11 protein-coding genes are annotated in these 21148 nt (G+C 65.0%); 5 read left to right on the top strand and 6 right to left on the bottom strand.

Features of this window, described 5'->3' with window-relative positions:
* Positions 1-45: 45 nt before the first annotated feature.
* From AC1D29_RS06205 to AC1D29_RS06190, 4 genes are all read right to left on the bottom strand, one after another.
* On the bottom strand, positions 46-3054 hold the full coding sequence (locus tag AC1D29_RS06205) for a TonB-dependent receptor (RefSeq protein WP_477895262.1): 3009 nt from the start codon (positions 3052-3054) through the stop codon (positions 46-48).
* 46 nt (positions 3055-3100) lie between these two features.
* Entirely contained in the window at positions 3101-5608 is a 2508-nt protein-coding gene (locus AC1D29_RS06200; RefSeq protein WP_477895260.1) for a beta-mannosidase, read from the bottom strand.
* A gap of 234 nt (positions 5609-5842) precedes the next feature.
* Complete coding sequence (locus AC1D29_RS06195; protein WP_477895258.1) at positions 5843-7960, bottom strand: GDSL-type esterase/lipase family protein; 2118 nt, start codon at positions 7958-7960, stop codon at positions 5843-5845.
* Positions 7961-8072: 112 nt separating this feature from the next.
* The gene (locus AC1D29_RS06190) at positions 8073-9974 is read right to left on the bottom strand and encodes an RICIN domain-containing protein (RefSeq protein ID WP_477895256.1); all 1902 of its coding nucleotides are present in this window, start codon (positions 9972-9974) and stop codon (positions 8073-8075) included.
* Positions 9975-10287: 313 nt separating this feature from the next.
* On the opposite strand from AC1D29_RS06190, the gene AC1D29_RS06185 reads away from it, so the two are divergent.
* The 3 genes from AC1D29_RS06185 to AC1D29_RS06175 all read left to right on the top strand — a co-directional run bounded on the left by AC1D29_RS06185 (position 10288) and on the right by AC1D29_RS06175 (position 14414).
* A complete protein-coding gene (locus AC1D29_RS06185; RefSeq protein WP_477895254.1) occupies positions 10288-11796 on the top strand; it encodes a tryptophan halogenase family protein in 1509 nt (502 codons plus the stop codon).
* Positions 11793-13307 (top strand): tryptophan halogenase family protein, encoded by a 1515-nt coding sequence (locus AC1D29_RS06180; RefSeq protein WP_477895252.1) that lies wholly within the window; start codon positions 11793-11795, stop codon positions 13305-13307. Before AC1D29_RS06185 ends, AC1D29_RS06180 begins: the two co-directional genes overlap by 4 nt.
* Positions 13308-13460: 153 nt before the next feature.
* The gene (locus AC1D29_RS06175) at positions 13461-14414 is read left to right on the top strand and encodes a Bug family tripartite tricarboxylate transporter substrate binding protein (RefSeq protein ID WP_477895250.1); all 954 of its coding nucleotides are present in this window, start codon (positions 13461-13463) and stop codon (positions 14412-14414) included.
* Positions 14415-14813: 399 nt separating this feature from the next.
* On the opposite strand, the gene AC1D29_RS06170 is transcribed toward AC1D29_RS06175, so the two are convergent.
* Entirely contained in the window at positions 14814-16385 is a 1572-nt protein-coding gene (locus AC1D29_RS06170; protein WP_477895248.1) for a methyl-accepting chemotaxis protein, read from the bottom strand.
* A gap of 360 nt (positions 16386-16745) precedes the next feature.
* Between AC1D29_RS06170 and AC1D29_RS06165 the strand changes: the two genes are divergently transcribed.
* Together AC1D29_RS06165 and AC1D29_RS06160 are read left to right on the top strand one after the other, a co-directional pair.
* Complete coding sequence (locus AC1D29_RS06165) at positions 16746-16931, top strand: DUF3606 domain-containing protein (protein WP_477895246.1); 186 nt, start codon at positions 16746-16748, stop codon at positions 16929-16931.
* Between the two features lie 63 nt (positions 16932-16994).
* Complete coding sequence (locus AC1D29_RS06160; protein ID WP_477895244.1) at positions 16995-17420, top strand: hypothetical protein; 426 nt, start codon at positions 16995-16997, stop codon at positions 17418-17420.
* A 297-nt stretch (positions 17421-17717) separates the two neighbouring features.
* Here AC1D29_RS06160 and ligD read toward each other — a convergent pair whose 3' ends face one another.
* Positions 17718-21143, bottom strand: coding sequence for a DNA ligase D (gene ligD, locus AC1D29_RS06155; RefSeq protein ID WP_477895242.1), 3426 nt, complete (start codon positions 21141-21143; stop codon positions 17718-17720).
* Positions 21144-21148 lie beyond the last annotated feature (5 nt).

The raw sequence follows: 21148 nt of genomic DNA, 5'->3' as shown, positions 1-21148 counted from the left end.
CTCGTGGCCTCGCGACAGGCCCCTGAAGGGCCGCAGGTGGTGGGGTTAGAACTTGGCGCGCACGCCGATCAAGTACTTGCGCTCGTAGACGTTGTTCCAAGCCTTCTGGTCGGCCCAGGTCACGTAGTAGCGGTCGTACTCGTTGGTCAGGTTGGAGACCTGGCCATAGACCGAGAACTTCGAGTTCACGTCATACGACACCGACGCGTCCACGTAGTTGGTGGCGGCTTGATACAGCGTCAGCCCCGTCCAGCCCTGGTAGTTGTTCTGGTCGGCGCGCTTGGAGCGGTGGTTGTGCGCCAGGCGCACCTGCAGGCCATTGCGCTCGTACCAGAGCACCAGGTTGGTCTGCAGCCGCGAGTTGTCGCCGAACAGCACCTTGTTGCCGGCCAGGTCGTTGCCTTGCGTGTCGGCCAGCGACAGCGTGGCGGTGGCCTCGACGCCCAGGCCGGACAGGAAGCCCGGCAGGAAATCCAGCCGCTGCTTGGTGCCGATCTCCATGCCCTTGAGCTTGGAGCCCTTCTGCTGGATCACGCTCTGCACCGTGGCGCCGCGGCGCACGACACCGTCCAGGTCGGGCAGGTCGGGCCGGTTGATCGAGCCGCTACCGATGGAGGTGGCGATGTCGATCTTGTAGAAGGCGAGGCTCACCAGACCGCCCGGGCGGTTGTACCACTCGAAGGACAGGTCCAGGTTCTTGGAGCGCCAGGGGTCGAGGTCGGGGTTGCCGTCCTGGTTACCGCTGAGCACGCGGAAGATGTTGGGCGTGACCGAGGTGTCGATGCCGTAGTTCAGCCGCAGGCCGCCGCCCCAGTTCTGCAGGTCCAGCAGAGACATGTTCTTGGCATACGCCAGGCGCACCTTGACGTCCTGCACTGGGTCGATGACGAAGTTGAAGGCCGGCAGCGTGTCGGAGAAGCTGCGTGATTTGACCGTCACGCCGAGGTCGGCGGCAGGTGCACCGTAGGGCCGGCTGGCGCCCACGTCGTGCTGCTGGACATCGAACCTGGTCTTGATGTGCTTGACCCCCAGGTTGGCGCTCCAGGGCATGTCGCCCAGATAGCCCTTGGTGTTGCCTTGCACGTAGAAGGAGTCCTGCTTGAACTCGATGTGGTACGACTGGCCGGGGTTGATGGCCTCGACCTCGCCCGGATAGAGGCGCTCGTGGAAGGCCGCCGGGTTGTCCATGGCCTTGGCGCTCAGGCCGTACACGGCCGGGGTGTTGCCAGGCATGTTCTGCAGCAGGCCGTACTGGCCGAGCAGGGTCGGGTCGTTCATCTTGCGCGTCAGGCCGGCGGTGAAGGCGCCGGCCGCATTGCCCGCCGTGCATGCGCTGTTGTCCAGGCGCACGTCGAAGGCCTTCCACTTGACCAGGCAGCCGTTGGGGTCGCTGGCGCCCTGGCCCTTGTAGACCGGCGCGAGGCGGTCGAAGGCGAAGTTGTCGACTTCGCGGCTGCCATGGCGCACGCCGAAGTCCACGCTGGTGTTGGTGCTGAAGGCATAGCTGCCGTCCAGGCGCAGCGCGCTGCTCTTCACGTTGGCGTGGTTGTTGTTCTCCGAAGAGATGGTCTTGAGCGCGTAGTTCGCCGGATCGCTGAAGCGGCTGGTGACCGATGCCGGCAGCGTCCATTGCGGATGCTCGCCTGTGTAGTCCACCGACGCGGGCACGGTCAGGGAGCGGATGCCGCCGGCATTGAACGCCAGCGTGCCTTGCGGGTAGTAGCCGATGCCCTTGGACCACTGGTTGCCATCGGTCAGCGAGAACTGGGCGTAGGAGTTGTCCAGGTCGCGATTGGCCTTGCCGTACAGGGCCCGGGCCTTGAGCTTGAGCGCGCCGCCATTGTCCCAGTCCAGCTCCAGGTTGGCATTGGTGGACTTGGCCTTGGTGACGGCGGTTTCGCTGAGGCTGTCGAGATTGGCGATCAGCACATCGTACTTCTGCACGGTGTTGAGCGTGTAGCCGCCGTTGCCGCCGCCATAGCCGGCGGGCAGTTGCACCTTGGGCGTGGACTTGCCCGGCGTGAACTGGGCGCCCGACCAGGAGGTGTTGCTCATCTCCAGACCCGCGCCACGGTCGTACTGGTCCTGCTTGGTGAAGAAGGCCTCGGCAGTCAGGCGCAGGTCGTCGGTGACGTCTGCCTGGAAAGCGGCATTCACGCCCGCACGCTTGCGTTGAATGTTGCGCTTGAAGGAGCGGTGCGCGTCGTCGTTGAAGTAGGCGTCGGTGGCGGTGCCGTTGCCGTTCACGTCATAGCCGATGACGGTGCCACCGGCATTGGTGACGGGCGTGCCGCGAGGCACGCCGTCGGCGCGGAAGGTCTCGCCGGACAGGCCCTCGTTGCGCACGCTGAAGGCGCCGCCGTACTTGCCTTCACGGGCGGTGTAGCCGTTGCTGTCGCTGACCGCCGCGCCGAGCAGGAAGCCCAGGCCGTTGCCGGTGTAGGCGACCAGTCCGTTCACCGAGGGCGAGGCGGCGTCCACCTTGTTGCCGTTGCCGTACTCGGCGGCGACCGAGGTCAACCAACCCTTGCGCAGGTCCAGCGGCCGGATGGTGCGCAGGTTGACCGTGCCCGAGATGCCGGCGCCCAGCAGCTTGCCGGTGGACGACTTGTAGACGTCGGCGCCCGCGAACAGCTGCGACGGGATGTCCGAGTAGTTGGGGCGCACGCTGGTGATGCTGCCGGCGGTGATGAACTCCTCGCCGTTGAGCAGGGTGCCGACCTGGGGCAGGCCGCGGATGTTGACCGCCGTGCCTTCGCCGGCCTCGCGGCGGATCTGCACGCCGCTGATGCGCTGCAGCGAGTCCGTGATGGTGGCGTCGGGCAGCTTGCCGATGTCCTGGGCGGTGATGGAGTCGACGATGGTCGCCGCATTGCGCTTCAGATCGATGTCGCGCTCCTGAGACTTGCGCAGGCCGGTGACGATGACGGTCTCGAGTTGCTCGGAGGACTTGCCAGAGTCCTGTGCGTGGGCGGTCGTGAGGCAGCATGCCAGTGCGCTGGCGACGGCGGTCGCTTTCAGCGCGGGGCGGATGCGGGATCGGTGGGTTCTCATGTGTGTCTCCTCGTGTTATCGGTGGTGGGAAGGGTGGGATGGGCGCTCAGCCCAGTTGCCAGGCGGCATGCGCCAGGGCGGTAGCGGTGATCGGCGTCATCGTGTTGCCTTGGAAATCCACGCGCACGGGCGCGCCAGGAACCAAGTCGATGAAGTTGTCTTCGAAACGCAAGCCTGGCGCGTCCAGCCACAGGCCCTTCAGCGGTCGCCGCACGCTGAGCCACAGGCTTGACGCGCCGCGCTCGGCCTGCAGCCCGGCAGCGGGCAGGTCATGGAAGCGGAAGGGCTCGGGCCAGGCGCAGTCGCGGGCCAGGTCCTGGTCGCCGGCCTGCAGCAATGCTGTGGCGATGACAGGGGTGGAAGGCAGCGCCAGCGTGAGCGACACCTCCGTCGTGCCGTTGGCAGCCGCCACCAGTTCGAGTCGTTGCTCGCCCTGGAGCTGGCCCTGCAGGTCATGCAGGCGCAGGGTCAGCGTGACGGGCGCGTCAGCCTGCCGCGACGACATCACCCAGGCGCGCAGGCCCTCGGCGCCCTGCCGCACAGCGACGCTGATCGGCGCCAGCGCGCGCCGGACGGCATGCCAGGCCGGCTTGACCGTGCCGCTGGAATCAATCAGGGCCCAGCTGGTGCTCGGCCAGCAGTCGTTCAGTTGCCAGACCAGCGCGCCGCCCACGCCACGCGCGCCCGGGCGTTGCCAGCGGCGACGATAGTCCTGGTAGGCATAGCGCATCGCCTCGGCCTGCACGAACTGCGTGGCATAGACCTGGTCGGCCAGCGTGGGGCCGACGCGCAGCGTGTCGGCCAGGTAGACGGCCAGGCGGCGGTGCCCGTCCATCATCTGCAGGCCGGCCTTGTTGTGCCAGGCCAGGCTTTCGCTGTGCGGATGCTGGTCGACGACGTTCAGCGTCTGCTGCAGCAGGGCCAGCGACGGGTGGGATTGCATGCCGAACTCGCTGACGAAGCGGCCTTCGAACTTGCAGTAGTCCGCATAGGGCGCCATCTGCCCGTGCCAGACCTCCCAGGTGTGGCGGTCTCCCACGCTCTGATCGCTGGACAGCTTGACCTCGCCCTCGGCCGGCGAATAGGGGCTCCCCGGCCAGTAGGGACGGTCCGGATCCAGCGCGGCGCACAGCTCGGGCAGCAAGTGCTCATAGATGCGGCGCGCGGGCATTTCGTCCGCCTTGCCGGGGCCGTAGCGGCCAAAGGTCTCGGCGATCGCATAGTCCTCGTTGTTGCCGCACCAGATCGCCAGGCTGGCGCGGTGGCGCAGCCGCTTGATGGCGGCGGTCGCCTCCTGCTTGACGCTCTCGACGAAGACGTCATGCGCCGGGTAGATGCCGCAGGCGAAAAGGAAGTCCTGCCAGACCAGCAGGCCGAGTTCGTCGCAGGCGTCGTAGAAGGCTTCGTCCTCGTAGATTCCGCCGGCCCACACGCGCAGCATCACCATGTTGGCGTCGCGCGCCTGCTGAACGCGCTCGCGGTAGCGCTCGGGCGTGATGCGATTGAGGAGGTTGTCGTCGGGGATCCAATTGGCGCCACCGGTGAAGAACTCGCGGCCGTTGACGCTGAAGTGGAAGGAGGATCCCTGCTCACCTTCGACAGGCTGCTGCAGAAGCGCCAGGCGACGCAGACCGAGCTTGCGCTCGCTGCGATCCAGCACGTCGCCATTGGAGGCGCGCAACTCAAGCACCAGGCGGTAGAGCGATTGCGCGCCCATCCCAGATGGCCACCACAGCTCTGGCTCGGCCACGGTGAGCTCGGTCACCACGGAGCGCACGGCATCAGCATTCACTGCGCGCCTTGCGACCTCACGCCCATCCGGTGCGAACAGGACATGGAGCAGCTCGCTAGCAGCCCGCGAACTCGACCCGCTCAAGTCGGTTTGCACGGACACCGTCGCTACGCTGTCGACATCACTCCACCGCACCGGCGTGTAGACGTCCGCAATGCGCTGGTTGTATGTCTGCAGCCGCACCGGCTTCCACGGGCCGCTGGTCAGCAGCACCGGACCCCAGTCCCAGCCATAGTGGTAGGGCGCCTTGCGCACATACAGGCGGCTGCTGTCGCCATTCCACAGCGGCAGCTTGGTGTGCTCGGCCTCCACTTCCCGACCGCGGCGCAGCGCCGAGTCGAAGGTCAGCACCAGGCGGTTGCGGCCCTCGCGCAGCCACGAGCGCACCGGCAGCCGATGCGGCACGAACATGTTGTCGCTTCGCAGCAGGCAATGGTCGTTCAGCCAGACCTGGGCAAAGGTGTCCAGACCTTCGCAGAGCAGGTCAAGCTCGCCAGTCGCAGGCAGTTCAGCCAGCTCGAAATCAAGGCGATAGACCCAGTTGCGCTGCGCCACCCACTGCACGTCGCGCTCGTTCATCGCGAGGTGGGGGTCGGGAATCAGACCAGCCTGCAGCAGGTCCTGATAGACGTTGCCCGGCACCTGGGCGAGGTGCCAGCCATCGGCGGCGTCCAGCACGGCGTCCAGGGGCTCGTTATCGTCGAACGCGCGGCAAACCCAATCGCTGGGCAGAGGAAGGTCGGTAAGGGCAAGGGTCGTCATGGCAAGGCCGGGCAGCAGGATCGGCGTTCGTTCTGGCTTTGTTAAAACAAAATAAACAACTCTTGTTGTTTACATGTATTGGAGTGTGTTCTTTCCGATCTTGCCTGGCAACTAGGGGGAAACATCGATTGAGCGCGTCCGTTTTGTTTTTGCAACAGTTATTTGTTGCGTAAACGAGCGGGGTAGCGCTGCGCAGAGGCCCCGATGCCTTAACGGGGCCCCTGCAGGCCGGCCTCAGAAGATCAGCAGGTCGTCCAGATAGCCGCGGAATGCCCCAGTGGCATCGGCGCGGTCGTAGCCGACGTTGATCTCAACGATGGTCTTGCCGGCCGCCACGGCGCCGACGTTGCTGCTGACGAGGTTCCACGCGCCCTGCACCAAGCGGCCGCCGGCACCTTGCTGCGATGGGCTGAGCCGCACGCCGTGCTGGTCCACGGCGGCGGTGTTGCGCAGCCAGGTTCCGTCGGAGAACAGCAGGTCGATGGAGACATGGCTGGCGTTGGTGCTGCTGCCCGACTCGACCGCCGGGAAGATCCAGTAAGACAGGTTCGTCGTCGCCGTCACCGGGATGTTGACGGCGAACAGGCGGTTGTAGGAGTAGCTCTGGCTGGCGCTGTTGTCGCGGCCCTGGAGCAGCAGCGATCCCGACCCCGCGTGCGCCGTCGCGCCGACGCGTGGCGACGACTCCATCGCGCTCTTGCCGCAGCAGTAGCCACCGACATTGGCGCTGGCACGCACCGTGTCGCTCCAGTTGGGCGGTGCATCGGTGGTCTCGAAGCCCGTGGTAAATGGCGTCTGGGTAATAGACAGTTCGTCTACCGATGCGCTGAACGACCCCGTCGCGCCAGGCTGGTCATAGCCGATGGCGATCCGCTGAATGGTCTTGCCAGCCGCCACCGCACCGATCCTGGAACTCACCTGATTCCACTGCCCCACCTGCAGCTGGCCGCCGGCACCCTGCGCATTGGGGTGCAGCGTGACGCCGCGCTGGTCGACAGCACCGAGGTTGCGCAGCCAGTTGCCGTCGGTGAACAGCACATCCACCGCGGTGGAGCGGCCGTTGAGGTTGTCCGGCCGAATCCAGTAGGACAGCACCGTGTTGGCCGCCACGGGCAGGGTCACGTCGTAGAGCCGGTTGTACGAGTAGGACTGCGCGGCGCTCAGGTCATTGCCGGCGATGCGCAGCGCGCGCGCACCCGCATGAGCGGCTGCGGTCGAAGTGCCGCTGTCCATGCCGCCCGCCATGCCGGCGCTATTGGTGACGTTGGCGCTGAACTCGACGGTGTTGCTGCGCGCCGCCGGCTCGCCCTGCTCGAAGCTGCTGAAGAAGCCCGTGACGGCGGGCTTGAGCAAGGGGCCCAGCAGCTTGGCGACCTTGGCGTGTCCGGCGTCGGTCGGGTGGGTGCCGTCGGTGAAGTCGGCCGGCACGAGCCAGTTGCTGGTGTCGACGAAGCGCACGCGCGCATCACCCGCCGCCACGCGGGCCTGCACGGCGGCCCGGGTCTGGTCGGCGTAGGCGCCGTTGAACAAGCGCATCGCGAAGATCTCGGCCGACGGGTACTTGGCGCGGATGCCCTGCAGGAAGGATGTGTAGGCCGCCTGGAAGGTCGCCGTCGACACATTGAAGGCACTGTCGTTGGTGCCCAGGTTGATGACCACCGCGCGCGGCTGGTAGGCGCCGAAGTCCCAGTCGAGCGCGCCGGGGAAGTCGACGGTCTTCTGCTTGAAGAACTGCCGACTCATGCCGATGGCATTGGGTGAGTAGCACTGGACCTGGTCCACCAGGCAGATGCCGGTGTAGGCCACCTGGGTGTGGTCGGCGCCCAGTTGCTCGCCAATCAGCCAGGCGTGGTCCGACAAGGCCTGCTTGGAGTTCAGATAGCCCGCGACGATGGAGCCGCCGACGAACTCGATGGTGTTGTGGCGCACGGCGGGCAGGGATGTCCATGCGCCGCTGTCCAGCGCCAGGCCCTGGAACTTCAGCACGTCGCTCTGGTACTTGGCCGCGATGCGCAGGCTGTGGGTGCCGTTGGCGAGCGGGCTGGGCGTCAGGTTGACCGTGCCGGACCGGCCCTCGTAGAGCACGTCAGGCCCGCCATTGATCGACGCGTAGAAATTGGCCGGCGCGGCCAGCTTCACCGACACGCGCGTGCCGTTGAAATTGACCCGTAAATAGGATCCGCCGTAGTAGCTGACGGCCTGGCTGGGCGAGGAGCGGTCCCAGCGCCCGACGTAGACGATGTTGGTGTCTGCCGGTGCGCCGTCGCCGGTACTGGCGGCGGCAGGCATTGGCGACAGGCCCTGGGCTGCAGCCACGCCAGCGGCTAGCAGCAGTTTTGCGAACGAATTCATTGCGGTGTCTCGATGATTGTTTTTGGGGTGCGCGCCGGCCACCGCATCGCGGTCGACCGGCGCACTCAAGCGGCGCCGGTGCGGCAGCGCACGCTGCCACACCGACCCGGGCTCAGCGCCAGCCCGGCATCTCGTCCAGCGTCAGCACGTTGCTGGCGCCATACAGACCCGGCAGCGCGGCGCGGTTGCGCGGGTCATCGATGAAGTCGGGCCACAGCATCTGGAAGATCCACTTCGGCTGGGCGGCCAGCTGCGAGGACGTCATGACGAACTGGTTCTCGGCAATGGCGATGGGCTTGCCGGCCGAGATGCGCTGCATGATGGTGTAGTTGGCCTCGGTGTAGCCGTTGATGTAGATGTCCAGCGAGGCGATGTCGAAGTAGTCGGGGCCCGGCGTGTAGGCGTCAACATCGGTGGCCAGGCTGTTGAAGTCCTGTACGTTCCAGACCCAGATGATGTTGTCCAGGCCTTTGGTGTTGGCGAGGTAGTTGCGCGTCAGGCGGAACAGCGCGGCGCTGCCGTACTGGCCGGTGTGGCAGGCCCACCAGAACACGCACTGGTTCATCTCGTGCAGCGGCCGGAACATCACGACGACGCCGGCGTCCTTGAGCTGCTGCAGGTAGCCAGCCAGCGTGTTGAGGCGACCGGTCCAGGTGTTGTAGAGGGCCGTGCCGGGCGTCAGCAGTTGCTGGAACTGCGCGGGGGTCAGCTTGGCCGGGCGGGAGCCGCCGATGTCGTCCCAGCTGCAGTACTCGTCCCGCGTCGGCGCGCAGGCGTGGTACGTCAGGCTGACGGCTGCACCCTTGCGAAACTGGTTCGCCGCCTCGGCAATCATCACGCTGCGGTAGTTCAGGAACTCGTTGCCGAATCCGAAGTCGCCGCCCCAGAACGACGATGGCCGCCCGGCGATGGCATCGACGCGCTGGGTGTCGCTCGTCGGCGTGGCCGAGTTCTTGTTATGGACACCCACCAACGTCTGCCGGCCGGAGATGCCGTAGAAGAAGTTCATCATGTTCTGCTTCAGCCGCGCCGTGGGCGAGCCCGCCGACACCGCCGTTGGGGTGAAGGTCCAGCGCTGGTTGGTCTGGCTGTTGCAGTTCCATTGCTGGACGTTGGCGCCGTCGGTCGTGTACTGGCCGGCGACATCCAGGCATTTGCCCGAGTGCTGGGCGACGACCTGGTAGCGGCCCGAACCGACGTCGTTAAGCGTGAAGCGCTGGTTGTTGGTGTTCGTGGCGCTCCACAACTGCACATTGGCGCCATCCGCCGTCGAGGCCGCGGCGACGTCGGCGAGCTTGCCGCTCAGGATGTTGGCGATCTGGTAATAGCCATTGGCGTCTCGCGTGATGTCGAAGGCCTGGGCTGCGCCGCCGTTGCATGCGTACTGCTGCAGGTTGGTGCCGTTGGCCGTACCCGAGGCGGCGGTGTCGAGGCATTTGCCGCTGTGCTGCGCCGTCAGCGTGTAGCGGCCGGGCGAGATCGTGGCGCCGATGGACTTGGCCACGAATCGAAAACGCTGCTGCGGATTGTTGTTGCAGGCCCATTGCTGGACGTTGGCGCCGTCGGCTGTCGAGCCGCTGGCGACATCGACGCACTTGCCACTGTTGCGGTTGATGAGAGTCCACTCGGTCGTGCTGCCGCTGACCTGCTGCACCGTCCAGCGCTGTGCTGTAGTGCCGTTGTCGGTCCAGATCTGCACATTGCCGCCGTCGTTGCGGGAGGCGCTGGCAACGTCCAGCGCCTTGCCGTTGATGGCCGTCAGCAGCTTGTGCTCGCCGGCGGCGGTCTGCACCAGGTCCCAGGCCTGGGCCAGCCCACCGTTGCAGGTGTACTGCTGGACATTGGTGCCGTCGGCCGTGCCGGCGGCGGCCACGTCCACGCATTTGCCGCTGTGCACAGACACGAGCTGGTAGCGCCCCTGGGCGGGCGGTGCGGCGACGGCGACCTGGGCAGCAGCCGACAAAAGGATGGCGAGCGGTAGGGCTCTGGGAGGGGCGAATGAAAGGGTGGGCATTGGTTGTCTCCGTGTTCTGGGCCTGCGGCGCGCGCTCCACCATCCACCGTTGGATGGCGGGACGTTTAACTTCGGCGTTGAATCTTTACGAAAGATGTAAACATTGATCAACAAAACTATGTTTACATCCGATTCCAGTGTGTGAGTCACACGGAACCCCAGCAAATAGGTGTAAACGCGGGCAAAGAAGGGCAAACTTGTGAATATTTGTTGTGGCAACATTTATATGTTCCATAAACAAACTCGCTGACCGGGGTCGATCAAGCTGCGCGCGCCGAGCGCCTCACCACCAGCTAACTCGCTTGAGCGCACGATGACTGAACGGGTACTGATCCTTGGAGGCGGCACCGCCGGCTGGATGACGGCGCTGGCCTTGGCCAGGCGCGCCCGTCCCGGGCGGCCGCTGGCCGTCACGCTGGTGGACTCCGCAGCCATCGGCAGCATCGGCGTCGGCGAAGCTACGGTGCCGGCCATCCTTGACTACCTCACCAGCGTGCAGGCCGACGTGCCGGCGCTGATCCGCGACAGCCGCGCCACGCTGAAAGCCGGCATTGCCTTCCAGGACTGGCGCGCCATGGGCCAGCGCTATTTCCACGGCTTCGGTCTGTATGGCGCCAGCGCCGGCGACGTCGGCTTCCACCAGGTCCTGGCCTGGCTGCGGGCCCAGGACGGCGGGCAGGACCTGCGGCTGGAGGACTTCAACCTGTGCGCGCAGATGGCGCTGCGCGGCCGGTTCGCGGCGCCGCCCGCCCAACCGCAGGCCGACCATGACATTTATCGCTGGGCCGTGCACCTGGACGCCGGCCTGTTCGCCCAGCACCTGCGTCGCCAGGCACTGGGCAGCGGCGTGCAGCACCTGGACGGCGTGTTCGAACATGCAGCCATCGACCCGGACAGCGGCGCCCTCACGGCTATCACGCTGACAGACGGCCGTCGCCTGGAGGCTGACCTCTTCATCGACTGCTCCGGCTTTCGCGGCCTGCTGATCCGCCAGGCCATGAAGCAGCCCTGGGTCAGCTGGCGCCACTGGCTGCCCTGCGACCGCGCCGTGGCCCAGCCCACCGCGGGCACCGGGCCGGCCACGCCCTACACGCTGGCCCAGGCACAGCCTGCCGGCTGGCGCTGGCGCATCCCGCTGCAGCATCGCATCGGCAACGGCCACGTCTATGCGTCGACCTTCATGAGCGACGAGCAGGCCCTGCAGTTGCTGCAGGGCCACCAGGACGGCGAAGCCCTGGCCGAGCCGAACTGGATTCGCTTCGACCCCGGCCACATCGCCCAGCCCTGGGTCAAGAACGTTGTGGCCATCGGCCTGTCGGCGGGCTTCCTGGAGCCGCTGGAGTCCACTGGCATCACCCTCATCCACTCGGCCATCGACAAGCTACTGGCGCTGTGGCCCGACAGCCCGCAGGTGCCAGCGCTGGCGGCCGAGTTCAACCGCGCCTCGCTGCTGGAGATGGAGCGCATCCGCGACTTCCTGGTGCTGCACTACGCGCTGAGCGAGCGCCGCGACAGCGAGTTCTGGCGCCACGTCACGGCCGCGCCACTGCCCGACACGCTGGCCCACAAGCTGGCGGTCTACCGCGCCAACGGCCACTTCGTGCGCCATGAGTGGGAGACCTTCCAGGACCACAGCTGGCTGGCGGTCTACGACGGCCTGGGCGTGCGGCCGCTGCAACTGGACGCGCGCTTGGCGCGCTTCCGGGCTGCGGACGTGCGCCGGAGCTGCGAGGCGATGCGGGCCGACATCCAGCGCCGCGCCGAACAAGCTCCTCTGCCCGATGCCGAGACCCTCGGCAGGGCCCTTCAGGTCACCTCATGAACACCACACCCGCCCCATCTGTGCAGCGCATCGTCATCCTGGGCGGCGGCAGCGCCGGCTGGATGGCAGCCGCTGCCCTGTCCCACGCCTTCCACGGCAAGCGCAGCATCCACGTCGTCGAGAGCGAAGCCATCGGCACGGTCGGTGTTGGGGAGGCCACCATCCCGCAGATGCGCGCCTTCAACCACGCGCTCGGGCTGAACGAGAGCGAGTTCCTGCGTAGCACCCAGGGCACTTTCAAGCTCGGCATCGAGTTCGTTGACTGGGGCCAGCGCGGCGAGCGCTACCTGCACACCTTCGGCGGCGTGGGCCGCGACCTGGGTCTGGCATCGTTTCACCACTTCTGGGTGCGCATGCACAACGAGGGCAAGGCGCAGCCGCTGGACGCCTATGCACTCAACAGTTTGATGGCCGAGGCCAACCGCTTCGCCCGCGAGGCCAGGCCTCTGCAGGGCGAGGGCTTGAGCGTGCCTGTGTCGTATGCCTATCACTTCGACGCCGGGCTGTACGCCGCCACGCTGCGTCAGATCAGCGAGGCCCGGGGCGTGCGCCGGACCGAAGGCAAGGTCGTGCGCGCGCTGCAGCGCCCATCGGACGGCTTCGTCACGGCGCTGCTGATGGAGAACGGCGAGCAGATCGAGGGTGACCTGTTCATCGACTGCAGCGGCTTTCGCGGCATGCTCATAGAGGACACCCTGCACACCGGCTACGAGGACTGGACGCACTGGCTGCCCTGCGACCGCGCCGTGGCCGTGCCCTGCGAAAGCGTGGCGCCGCTCACCCCGTTCACGCGCGCCGCGGCGCGCACCGCGGGCTGGCAGTGGCGCATTCCGCTGCAGCACCGCATCGGCAATGGCCATGTCTTCAGCAGCGCCCACATCAGCGAGGACGAAGCCACGGCGCAACTGCTGGCTCACCTGGACGGGCCCGCCCTGGCCGAGCCGCGCACGCTCCGCTTCAAGACCGGCAAGCGCAAGAAGATGTGGCACAAGAACGTCGTGGCCATGGGCCTGGCCAGCGGCTTCCTGGAGCCGCTCGAATCCACCAGCCTCTACCTCGTCCAATCCAGCCTGTCGCGCCTGATCAGGTTCTTTCCCGACGGCGACTTTCATCAGGCCGATATCGACGAGCACAACGCCCAGGCCGACGAGGAGTTCGAGCGGATCCGGGACTTCATCATCCTGCACTATCACCTGACGCGCCGCGACGACTCGCCGTTCTGGCAGCAAGTGCGGATGATGTCGATACCCGAATCACTGCATCGAAAGATGGCGGCCTTTGGGCGTGCCGGTCATCTGCATCCCGCCCACCTCGACCTGTTCTCGGACCCCAGTTGGCTGCAAGTCATGGTGGGTCAGGGTCTCGTTCCGCGACGCCACCATCCCCTGGCAGACCATCTGAGCGGAGCGGAATGCGAGTTCTTCCTCCAGCATGTGAGCAAGCAACTTCAGTCAATCGCCATGAAGTTGCCCGACCATGCCGACTACGTTCGGAACTACTGCACGGCCTAGCGACGTTGCGGCGAGCGCTGTTACCGATGCGATCTTGATCCACTGCGGGCACTGGCGTACGGTGACGGCGTGCCATCTCACGGCAGTTGCCCACTCGACCTGCTTGAGAGTTTGAGCCTGGCAACGTGACCACCAAGCTATAGGAGAACCACGATGAGACGCCGTACCTTCCTGCCAACGATGCTGGTCACCCCTTGGTTGGCTCAAGCCCAGGCCAACAAACCTGTGACCTGGATCGTCCCCTTCCCTGTGGGAGGCGGCACGGACGCGTTCGCGCGCCCGCTGACTGCAGCGTTGACAAAGCAGATGGGCCGTCAGGTGTTGATCGATAACAAGGGTGGCGCCGGAGGCACAGTGGGAGCCGGCATCGCCGCAAAGCTCGCACCGGACGGCAGCAATTTCTTTATGGGGGCCGTCCACCACACGATCGCGCCCTCGATGTACCCGCGACTCGACTATCGCCTGGAAGAAGACTTCATTCCCGTCGCGCTGCTCGCCAGCGTGCCTCAAGTCATCGTCGTTCATCCTGGCCAACTGCCGGTTGGCGACCTGAAGGGGCTGCTGGCGGCCGTGCGCGCCAAGCCTGGCAAGCTGAACTACGCTTCCGCTGGCAACGGTACGTCGCATCACCTCGCGGGTGAACTGTTCAAGCTGAATACCAAGACCTTCATCACCCACATCCCATACCGCGGCGCAGGCCCGGCATTGCAAGACCTGGTTGCCGGTCAGGCGGAGCTGATGTTTGACGGCTTGGGTTCCTCGGCGTCGCATATCAAGTCTGGCCGCATCAAGGCGCTCGCAGTCGCTGCAAGCAAACGTGCCGTTGGCTTCCCGGATGTACCAACCGCCGCCGAGGCCGGCGTGCCGGACTATGAAGTCTCGACTTGGTATGGGCTGTGGGCTCCGAAAGGCACTCCACGGGAAGCCATCACAGCAATGCAGGCCGAGCTGCGGACCGCGTTTGCAACTGACGAGGTTCGCAAAGTTTGGAACGGGCTTGGCGCCGACATACCCAACCTGTACGGCGATGCTTTCGGTCGAATGGTCAGCAGCGAAACCAAGCGTTGGGCGGAGGTGGTGAAACGGTCTGGAGCCAAGCTGGACTAATTGTTCTGCTGACCAGCAATCGCCTACACCGGATAGTTCCCGTTCTCGGACCTCGGAAGACCGCAGTTGATTGGGCGCATGGGATGGTTGGCTGCCGGCGCGCGCATTTATCAGCAGCCAACTTCGGCGCGCTCTGACTCTCGCTGAAGTCGTGACAGAAAGCCCGCCCCAGTTCGGACAGACGTCCGGTCATTGCAGCCGACCTGCGCCTGTTTCGCTGGCTGGGCGGCTGAACTTCGTTGAGCGACCGCTTCTTGGATCCCTGATAAGTCCGCGCGAGCTTCCGTTTTGGGCACATTGCTGCCCCATGACTGACGGATCCGAGCGGCAGCGGCCAGCCTGAAACGGGCGCCGCCTGCCTCGGATCCAGTTTGCAGCGGGATACAGACAGTCGAGCAATCAGATCCCTTGATGCGACAGCCTGAATACGCTGACGGCTGAGACGAGAGTCGCTGCTTGAGTCTTCAGGCTTTCAGCAGCGGCGGCGCTCTGTTCGACCAAGGCCGCGTTCTGCTGCGTAACCTGGTCGAGCTGATTGACCGCGTCGCCGATCTGGCTGATTCCTTGGGTCTGCTCGTGCGTCGCGGAGCTGATCTCGTTGATGAGGGCGTTGACACGCTTGACCTGCGCGACGATTTCATCCATGGCTCTGCCCGCCTCGCCGACCTGCTGGCTTCCAGTCTCGACCTTCTCCACGCTCTCGTTGATCAAGCTCTTGATCTCCTTGGCCGCCGAGGCGGAGCGCTGAGCCAGCGTGCGTACCTCAGTGGCCACCACAGCGAAGCCGCGACCCTGCTCGCCAGCCCGCGCCGCTTCAACTGCTGCATTGAGCGCGAGGATATTAGTTTGGAACGCGATGCTGTCGATGACTCCAATGATGTCGGCGATCTTGCGGCTCGACGCCGTGATGCCCTCCATTGTTGCCACCACCTGGCCGACGACGTTTCCGCCGTGTTGCGCCGCGTCAGCGGCCGATCCGGCGAGCTTCGTCGCGGTACGCGCCGTCTCAGCATTGGTTTGAACAGTCGCCGTTAGCTCTTCCATCGACGCTGCCGTTTCCTCGAGATTGGCTGCCTGCTCTTCCGTACGCTGACTGAGATCGGCGTTGCCTGTTGCGATCTGCGACGACCCCGTCGCGATGCTGTCACTGCTCAACCGAACCTTGCTGACAATCTCCGACAGCGACTGCTGCATCTGGCTCATCGCAGCAACCACGCTCCCTGGCTGCGCCCGAGAGGTGTCGATTCTTGTCGTCAGATCACCAGACGCCACTGCGTTCGCGATTTCCGCCACAGCACCCGGCTCCCCGCCCAGGGATCGCGTGATGCCGCGCGTCAGCAGGACGCCAATGGCAATGCCGCTCACTGCGCTCACTAGCGTCAGCGCAATCATGATGAGGCTTATCGTTCGGAACAGCTCCGTGCCGTCCTTCGACGCCGCAGATCCGTTCTCTTCCTTCAGCTTCGTCAACAGCGTGAGTTGGTCATCGACTGCCTTGTTCGTCTGCTTGACCGTGGCATCCAGACCAGCGATTTCTGGGTCTTTGGCTGGCATGTCCTTCTTACCTGCTGCTGCAAGATAGGCGTCGACAGCCGGCAACCAGACGCCAATCATGGTTTCGAGCTTCTCGAGCTCCGCGCGGCCGCGCGCGGCGTAGAACAGTGGCTTGGCTTTGTCGAGCCAATCTCGCATATCGGCCACCGACTGCTTGAATGTCCGAAGCGCCGCCTGGCGCTCCTCGTCGGAAGTCGCAAGTGCAAACTGCCCACGCGCGCGCGCTGCGTAGATGAGGTTGATGTTGGCCTCCTTCACATACGAGATCGCAAGCAGCTCCTTCTGATAAAGGGCGTCGTTGACGTTATTGAGCTTGAACAGGCCGCTGATGCCGAAAGCTGCGACAAGCGCACCGAGAAGGATAAGGGCCGAGAAGGCCAGCAAGAGACGAGCGCTGAGGCGAAGGTGAGCGAACATCATGTCTCCTTGTGCGAGGGTGTTGAACTAGGCAGAGGGCACGCCGCCGTTGCTCTCAGGTCCATACGGCGGGCGAGGACGGGCAAGCGGCGCTCCTGCTGAACGAAGCCGGCTAGGTTTGTGGATCGGCTCGTCGACGACGAGCCCGCCAGTTGATTCGTTTTGCGAAACTTTTCTTCGCAGCGCCGAGCCCGCCGGGGACAACGCGCCGCTGGCAGCCTGAAGCCGCTGCCGCGGACCTGGCGGCCACGCTGGGTGTCGCGGCGATCACATCGGGGAACCAAAGCAACTTTTGCGCGGTTGTCCGACATGCGCGTCGCGACGTTCGCACTACGGTTGGTGCTCTTGTAGGAGCACAACATGTCGGACGACAAATCCAAACCCGGTGGCCAAGACCGCAAGCGCATCAGCCTGTCTGGAGATTATGAAGTTCGCGACTGGTCCAAGAAATTCGGCGTCACCCCAGAGCAGTTGAAGGCAGCCGTTGCGGCCGTTGGCAATGACGCCGCTGGAGTGGAAGCGCACCTCAAGAGCACGAAGCGGTAGTCCCGTGCGGGTCGCCACTTGGAACAGCAACAATGTCACCAAGCGGCTTGATCTGCTGCTCGATTGGCTTGCTCGCACGCAACGCGACGCCGTCGAGTTGATGAGCTGAAGGCGACGACCGAAGCCTTCACAACGGAGGCACTTGCCGCTGCGGGCTACAAATGCCTGGTCCTCGGCCAGAAGACCTGGAACGGCGTGGCGTTGCTCAGCCACAGCGACTTCGTGCCGGTGATCACGGCTCTGCCTGGCGATGCCAAGGACAGGGAAGCGCGCTACGTCGAAGCAGCGATCGACGGTGTGCTGTTCGGATGTCTGTATGCGTCGCCAGCCCAGCCAATTCGGCCGACTGCAACGTATACAGCGGCCGGTCGCCATCCGCAAGGCGAATGGCCGCAATGGGTCGGGATGCGACTGCCGCGGCGGGCGAGAGCGGTCATTCGTGCCGCCACGATGCTTGCGCCGTGGTCGAGCGACCGGGCCCGTGGGTGAAGCTGACGGTCAGGCCCAGCAGCGCTCAATGACCGGTTTTCGTGGTTGCTGTAGCTCATGCATCGGCCTGCGAATGTCGCAGACCAGCCTGGACCCAGGCTTCCACCGAGGTCTGCTATGGGCACATTGCTGACAACCTGCTAGACATGCCGAGGGGCGGCAATCGCTGCAGAGCGGTCCTCCGATGAGTTGCCCAAACTGGTTGCGGATCATCGCCGAGCCACGCACGCTGTCCAACTTCGGGGGCAGCTCACGCCAACCTGCTGCGGCGCAGCTTGCTAGCAGCCCAGTGTGAGCCTAGGCTTCTTTCAGCAGCTTCAGAGCCTTGTTCAGGCTCTGCTTGCTTTTCCAGTACGCCGCCCACGGGTCTACCTGCTGGAACGTCAGGTACTCGCGCGCTGTGGCGATGGTCCATTGCGCACCGCTCTTGAGCTCAGGCAACTGTTCCCAGGACACCGGCATCGAGACGCCTAGGCCTGGCCTGGCGCGCGCTGAGAAAGCGGCTGCCGTGGTCTGGCCGTGGCCGTTGCGCAGGTAGTCGATGAAGATTTTCCCGATGCGATTGCTGCCACCGCTCTTGGCCACAGATCGCTGCGGAATCACTTTGGCCATGTGCTGAACGACGGCCTGAGAAAACGCCTTCACATCGTCGTAGCCGAGCTTTGGCGCCAAGGGCACGACAACGTGCAGGCCCTTGCCGCCAGACGTCTTGAGCCAGGCCTGCAAGCCGAGCTGCTCCAAGAATCCCTTCGTAAGCATCGCCGCCTCTTGCAGGTGAGCCCACGTCACGCCTTCGCCCGGGTCCAAGTCGAATATCACCCTGTCTGGCTGGTCGATCCGGCTCGCCTTGGAATTCCAGGTGTGGAACTCGACCGTGTTGAACTGGGCGGCATTGACCAAGGCCTCGGCCGAGTTCACCGCGAGCAACGCGTCGTGCCCTGGCCAGAGCTCTGGGTCCAGCTCGGTCATCCCTGGCATCTTGGCTTCCGAATGCTTCTGGAAGAACAGCTGCCCCTGGATACCTTGGGGCGCTCGCACCAGCGAGACGGGCCTGTCCTTCAGGTGGGGAAGCATCCATTCAGCGATGCTTTCGTAGTACCGGACCAGCTCGACCTTGGTGACGCCGGTGGTCTTGTCGATGACGCGCTCTGGATGCGACACCTTGACGCTGAGCGCGGCGCCGCCCGCCGCCGGCTTTGACTTCTTCGCTGCAGCGCTCATTGCGGTGGCCTCTTCGCGTCTGATGCTCTCGGGCGGTTTGTCTGTCCGCTCGCCGCGAAAGGTGGCATGCCGTACTGAGCCATCGGGCGTCCACTCAGCAAAGGCTACCTCTACCACCATCTGCGGTTTGACCCATCGCTGTGAGCCGGCGGAGCGCTTGGACCAACGTCCTGGCTTGGCTGCGGCTGGGTGGACGGTGGGCGTCTTGACCTCAAGCTTCTTCAGCTTTGCATAGAGCTCGCGGCCGGTACTGGAACTCCACCCTGTCCCAACAGCACCGGCGTGCTTGAGTACGCCGTTGTCGTAGTACCCGAGAGTCAGGTTTCCGACTTCACTGGGCCTATTCGTGCGGTCCGTGAATCCGACCACGACAAACTCTTGCCGGTGCTGGCACTTCAGCTTCAACCAGGTCTGGGTTCGTCCTGACGAGTAGGGCGCGTCCTCGCGCTTGAGCATCACGCCCTCGAGGCCAATTTGGCAGGCTGCGGCCAAGAGCTGCGTGGGCGGAGCGTCGAACGTTTGACTGACCCGAACGCGGTCGGACGTGGGCTCCGCGAGCAGTGCCTGCAGTACCTTGCGGCGGCTGCTGAATGGCACTGCCCGAAGATCCTGATTACCCAGGTACGGCACGTCGAACAGGTAGTAGGCGATGCTCTCGCTTGCGGCCTTGTCGATGGCGTTTTGCAGGGCGTTGAAGTCGGGAACGCCTCGGTCATTCATCACAACGATTTCGCCGTCCAACCAGGCGGCGTCGATGCCGAGCGCCTCAACGGCTTCGGCGAGACCTCGCAGCTTGCTGGTCCAGTCGTTTCCGTTGCGGGTAAGCAGGCGCACTTTTCCTTTGTAGATGCGCGCGAGCATCCTGTATCCGTCCCACTTCGGCTCCGCGACCCAACCGCCGTCCGCCGGAGCGGCGCTGGCCAGCGTCGCGAGCTGGGGCTCGAATGCTTCCGGTAGGGCCGCCTTCTTTGCTTTCGACAGGTCTGGCTCGACGTCCGCGTTCTCCGTCCTGGGCTGCATCGGCGCTTCGCGTGGGTCACGTTCCTCAAGCAAGCCCAGCGGCTTGGCCACGACGCTATCCGGCAACGCAGTGATGACGTCGTAGTCGGCCAGCGGTTGGGCCCACGCGTCGCCGCGCTTCTTCAGCAGCAGCCACTGCTGCTTCTTCTCGCCTGGCTTGCCGATGCGCACCAGCTCCCACAGGCCGGCCAGCTTCTCGCCGTGCATCTTGAAAATGAGCTTGCCCTTGGCCAAGCCCTCCACCGGGTCGCCGACCGGCTCCCAGGTGCCCCTGTCCCAAATGATGACGGTGCCGCCGCCGTACTGGCCCTTGGGGATTTCGCCCTCAAAGGTGTTGTAGCTGATGGGGTGGTGTTCGACATGGATGGCCATGCGCTTGATGGCAGGGTCGAACGACGGCCCCTTGGGCACGGCCCAGCTGACCATCACGCCGTTGAGTTCGAGACGGAAGTCGTAGTGCAGGTGCGATGCCCAGTGCTTCTGGATCACGAACTGCAATCCATCCTTCGCCTTCGCCCTCTTGCGTGCCACCTTCCCGGCGGGCTCGGCCGTTATGTCGAAGTTCCGCTTGGCGTTGTACCGCTGCAATGGGGCGGTTTCAGGCGCTGGGGCAGGCGCCGCTTTCGTTGTCTTGTTGGAGGCCGCCTTGGCGGCCGGTTTGCTGGTCTTGGCGGCTTCCTTCTTGGGCGTCGCCTTTGGCGACCTCGGCGACTTGGTCATCTTCAGCTCGGCCCAGACCGGCGCGTGGTCGCTCGGGCCTTCTTTGCCGCGTTCTTCCTTGTCGACGCCGGCGCCAACGACGCGGAGCTTGGAACTCACCAGGATGTGGTCGATGCGCAGGCCGGCATCTCGCTCCCACCTCTTGCGCATGTAGTCCCAAAACGTATACGGCGTGTTGGTTGGGATGGCGGTCTTCAGCGCATCGGTCCAGCCCTGCGCCAGGATGCTCGCGAATGCCGCGCGCGGCTCAGGCTGCAGCAGCGCGTTGTCGCGCCACGACTCGGAGGGGTAGATGTCCGAATCGGTCGGCACCACGTTCCAGTCGCCAAGCAGCACGACCGGCTCGCCGGACGCCCACAGCGCCTCGGCACGCTTGCGAAGGCGTTCAAACCAGCGAAGCTTGTAGTCGAACTTGGGGCCGGGCTGTGGGTTTCCATTCGGCAGGTACAGGCAGCCGAACAGGACGCCGTTGATTGCTGCCTCGACGTAGCGCGCCTCTTTGTCCTTGGCATCGCCGGGCAGCGCCGTGGCCACCTCGACGATTTCATGTCCACGAGAAAGCAGGGCCACGCCGTTCCAGGTCTTCTGGCCGACGACCAGCGAGTCATAGCCAACCTCGCGGAGCGCGGCAGCGGGGAACAGTTCGGTCGTTGTCTTCAGCTCTTGCAGCGCAACCACATCGGGCTGCGTGCGCGCCAGCCAGTCCAGAAGCAAGTCCAGACGTCGGACGACGTTGTTAATGTTCCATGTCGCGACGCGCATCGTGC

Source organism: Roseateles sp. P1_C6, assembly GCF_056406315.1.
This window is presented reverse-complemented; position numbering and strand designations above follow the sequence as displayed.

Bases quoted from the DNA above. Each gene is read 5' to 3' on its own strand.
- AC1D29_RS06170 (WP_477895248.1), bottom strand. From the start codon at position 16,385: ATGTTCGCTCACCTTCGCCTCAGCGCTCGTCTCTTGCTGGCCTTCTCG.
- AC1D29_RS06175 (WP_477895250.1), top strand. From the start codon at position 13,461: ATGAGACGCCGTACCTTCCTGCCAACGATGCTGGTCACCCCTTGGTTG.
- AC1D29_RS06205 (WP_477895262.1), bottom strand. From the start codon at position 3,054: ATGAGAACCCACCGATCCCGCATCCGCCCCGCGCTGAAAGCGACCGCC.
- AC1D29_RS06180 (WP_477895252.1), top strand. From the start codon at position 11,793: ATGAACACCACACCCGCCCCATCTGTGCAGCGCATCGTCATCCTGGGC.
- AC1D29_RS06195 (WP_477895258.1), bottom strand. From the start codon at position 7,960: ATGAATTCGTTCGCAAAACTGCTGCTAGCCGCTGGCGTGGCTGCAGCC.
- AC1D29_RS06185 (WP_477895254.1), top strand. From the start codon at position 10,288: ATGACTGAACGGGTACTGATCCTTGGAGGCGGCACCGCCGGCTGGATG.
- AC1D29_RS06165 (WP_477895246.1), top strand. From the start codon at position 16,746: ATGTCGGACGACAAATCCAAACCCGGTGGCCAAGACCGCAAGCGCATC.
- AC1D29_RS06200 (WP_477895260.1), bottom strand. From the start codon at position 5,608: ATGACGACCCTTGCCCTTACCGACCTTCCTCTGCCCAGCGATTGGGTT.
- ligD (WP_477895242.1), bottom strand. From the start codon at position 21,143: ATGCGCGTCGCGACATGGAACATTAACAACGTCGTCCGACGTCTGGAC.
- AC1D29_RS06190 (WP_477895256.1), bottom strand. From the start codon at position 9,974: ATGCCCACCCTTTCATTCGCCCCTCCCAGAGCCCTACCGCTCGCCATC.